Source organism: Arthrobacter sp. Y3223164, from assembly GCF_059091005.1.
The window spans coordinates 1-3531 of the sequence record NZ_JBNHGF010000289.1 but is presented as its reverse complement, the minus strand read 5'-3'; the positions used below and the strand labels follow the sequence as shown (position 1 = coordinate 3531).

Sequence of the window (3531 nt, the reverse complement as noted above, 5' to 3'; positions counted from 1 at the left end):
CCGGCGCGCGGCAGCCGGCAGGCAGCGCGGCCCGCTAGGGGGCCGTTTCCCTCTGCGGCACGCCGGGGGTTGTCCTTGTACCGCGGCCCGCGTGCAGGCACACTCATAAGTGTGCTTAGTAGTCCGGCGGGCGATGCGCGGCGGATGAGCAGGGTGCATGCGCCTGCCGGGTGCGCGCACCCCAAGCGAATAAAGGAGAACCGGTGATGAGTTCAGCTGCAGAAGGGGCCAGAAGCCCGAAACAACGACGCAATGACGTGGTAGCGGCGGAGAGGCGCCAATTCGGCGGCATCAAGTGGGGCTCCGCGTTCTTCGGCTGGCTCGCGGCCACCGGGATCGGAGTCATCCTGACGGCGCTGATGGCCGCCATCGGCGCCGCCGTGGGGATCGCCGAGAGCGCCGATCCCGCGCAGGTCGCCGAGCAGGCGTCCCGGAACCTGGGGACGGTCGGCATAGTGGGCGGGATCATCCTGGCCGTCATCTTGTTCATTTCGTATTTCTGCGGCGGGTACGTGGCCGGCCGGATGGCCCGCTTCGACGGCGTCAAGCAGGGGCTGGCCGTGTGGCTGTGGGCGATCGTGGTTGCCATTGTGCTCGCCATCCTGGGGCTGATCGCTGGCAGCCAGTTCAATGTGCTGAGCAGCTTGAACAGTTTCCCCCGCGTGCCCCTAGGCGAAGGGGAGCTGACGACCGGCGGCATCGTATTCCTGGTCGTCGCCGCGCTGGTCTCGCTCGCCGGTGCCATTCTTGGTGGCAGGTCCGGCATGCATTTCCACCGCAAGGTGGACCAGGTGGGCGTCGACCGCCGCTTCGACGGGCCGGGAGACGGCGAGTGAGGTGACTCCGGCGCAGGCCGGCTGCCGTTAACGGGAGAATCCCCGGCTCTTGAGCCGGGGATTCTCCCTTGTCCTGCGCTTCAGTGCCCTCGATAGGATTCGAACCTACGGCCTTCTGCTCCGGAGGCAGACGCTCTATCCCCTGAGCTACGAGGGCGCGGCACCGGCTGGAAACCCGGTGCCCTGCGGGACCTATTGAGCTTATCAGTATCTGCGCCGCCAGAAGAAATGCGCCCGGACCGGCCCCGACGGCGGCCGCATGCAAGGTGGCCGGTCCGGCCGGCACAGTGCGCCTGCGAGCCCGGTCACAGCCAGCCCGCCGAAAGCCGGTCGGATCAAGGGATTGCCCTATGCTTGTGGGGTGACTCCTGAAGAACTTTCCGCTGCCATTGCCGCCTGCCTGCAGGCCGCCGTCGACGCCGGCGACTTCGCCGTCGAAATGCCCAGCGAGGTCCGGGTGGAGCGCCCCAAGAACCGCGAGCACGGGGACTGGGCCACCAACATCGCCATGCAGCTGGGCAAGAAGGCCGGCATGAGCCCGCGCCAGTTCGCCGAAATCCTCAGCGCGCGGCTGGAGAAGATCGACGGCGTCAGCCGGGTGGACATCGCCGGACCCGGATTCCTGAACATCACCGTGGACGCCGCCGCAGCCGGAACGCTGGCCCGCAGCATCGTGGAGGCCGGCAGCGCCTTCGGCACCGCCGGCGACCTGGCGGGCCAGCGGATCAACCTCGAATTCGTCTCCGCCAACCCGACCGGTCCGATCCACCTGGGCGGGACCCGCTGGGCGGCACTCGGCGACGCCCTGGCCCGCATCCTGGCCGCCCAGGGTGCCGACGTCACGCGCGAGTACTACTTCAACGACCACGGGTCGCAGATCGACCGCTTCGCCCGCTCGCTGCTGGCGAAGGCAAAGGGCGAACCCGCCCCCGAGGATGGCTACGGCGGTGACTACATCGCGGACATCGCCCAGGCGGTGCTGCGGCAGAATCCGGATGCGCTGTCGGCGGCCGACCCGCAGGAAGAGTTCCGCAGCCGCGGCGTTGAACTGATGTTTGGCGCCATCAAGGAATCGCTGCATGAGTTCGGGGTGGACTTCGACGTCTACTTCCACGAAAACTCCCTGTTCGAGGACGGCGCGGTTGAAAAGCTGCTGGAGCAGCTCAAAGCCTCCGGCAGCCTCTACTTCCAGGACGGTGCCTGGTGGCTGAAGTCCACCGACTTCGGTGACGACAAGGACCGCGTCGTCATCAAGTCCGACGGCAATGCCGCCTATATTGCCGGCGACATCGCCTACTTCAAGAACAAGCGGGACCGCGGCTTTGACCTGTGCATCTACATGCTCGGCGCAGACCACCACGGTTACGTCGCCCGGCTGAAAGCCGCCGCGGCCGCCATCGGCGACGACGCCGACCGGGTGGAAGTGCTGATCGGGCAGATGGTCAACCTGGTCAAGGACGGCAAGCCCCTGCGCATGTCGAAGCGGGCCGGCACGGTGGTGACCATGGAGGACCTGGTCGACGCCGTGGGGGTGGATGCCGCCCGCTATGCCCTCACCCGCTCGCACGCCGATTCCAACATCGACATCGACCTGGACCTGCTGGTCAAGCACAGCAACGACAACCCGGTCTTCTACGTGCAGTACGCCCACGCGCGCACCTGCGCCGTCGCGCGCAACGCGGCCTCTTCCGGCGTGGACCGCAGCGCCTTCAATGCCTCGCTGCTGGACCATGCCACGGAGAACGAGCTGCTGGCCGTGCTCGGGGCCTACCCGTCGGTGGTCGCCACCGCCGCGAAGCTGCGCGAACCGCACCGCGTCGCCCGGCACCTGGAAGTCATCGCCGGCGCCTACCACCGCTGGTACGACGCCTGCCGGGTGACGCCGATCGGCGACGGCGCAGTCACCGATACGCACCGTACCCGCCTGTGGTTGAACGCCGCCGTCACCCAGGTCCTGGCCAACGGTCTTGGGCTGCTGGGCGTCAGCGCGCCGGAGAGGATGTAATGCCCGCAGCACACGAAACCGCCGCCGCGTCCGACCTGGCTCCGGACTGGCTCACCTGCCCGCAGGACGTCAACCGGCTGGACGCCAAGCTCTGGGCCCGGGACGTGTCCCGCGGCGCGGAGGGCGAGCTGGAAATCTCCGGCCTCGGCGTCACCCGGCTGAAAGAGCAGTTCGGCACGCCGCTGTTCGTGGTGTCCGAGGACGACTTCCGGGCCCGCGCGCGCGAGTTCAAGCAGGCCTTCGACGAGGCCTTCAGCACGCTCTGCGGCGGCGTCGACGTGTACTACGCCGGCAAGGCGTTCCTCAGCGTGGAGATCGCCCGGTGGGTGGCGCAGGAGGGGCTGCGGCTGGACACCTGCAGCGGCGGGGAGCTGGCCGTGGCCGCCCGCGCGGGCATCCCGGGGGAGGACCTGGGCCTGCACGGCAACAACAAGTCGGACGCCGAACTCCACCGCGCGCTGGACATGGGGCTGGGCCGCATCGTGGTGGACAGCCTCGACGAACTGGCACGCCTGGGAGCCATCGCCGCGGCCCGCGGCGAGATGGCCAACGTGATGCTGCGGCTGACCCCCGGCGTGCACGCGCACACCCACGAGTTCATTGCCACGGCGCACGAAGACCAGAAGTTCGGGCTCTCGATGGCCGGCGCCGACCAGGGCGCGGGGCACGACGCCGGTGCGCAGCCCCGGC

General features: G+C 68.7%; 3 protein-coding genes and 1 tRNA gene. 3 read left to right on the top strand and 1 reads right to left on the bottom strand.

The window, feature by feature from the left end; genetic code table 11:
- Positions 1-206: 206 nt before the first annotated feature.
- Entirely contained in the window at positions 207-836 is a 630-nt protein-coding gene (locus AC5RUJ_RS12720; protein ID WP_494000138.1) for a hypothetical protein, read from the top strand.
- An 84-nt stretch (positions 837-920) separates the two neighbouring features.
- On the opposite strand, the gene AC5RUJ_RS12715 is transcribed toward AC5RUJ_RS12720, so the two are convergent.
- Positions 921-993, bottom strand: a tRNA-Arg gene (locus AC5RUJ_RS12715).
- Between the two features lie 204 nt (positions 994-1197).
- On the opposite strand from AC5RUJ_RS12715, the gene argS reads away from it, so the two are divergent.
- A complete protein-coding gene (gene argS, locus AC5RUJ_RS12710; RefSeq protein ID WP_494128876.1) occupies positions 1198-2841 on the top strand; it encodes an arginine--tRNA ligase in 1644 nt (547 codons plus the stop codon).
- A partial coding sequence (locus tag AC5RUJ_RS12705; RefSeq protein ID WP_494155951.1) for a diaminopimelate decarboxylase family protein occupies positions 2841-3531 on the top strand: 691 nt, incomplete at its 3' end. The genes argS and AC5RUJ_RS12705, both read left to right, overlap by 1 nt.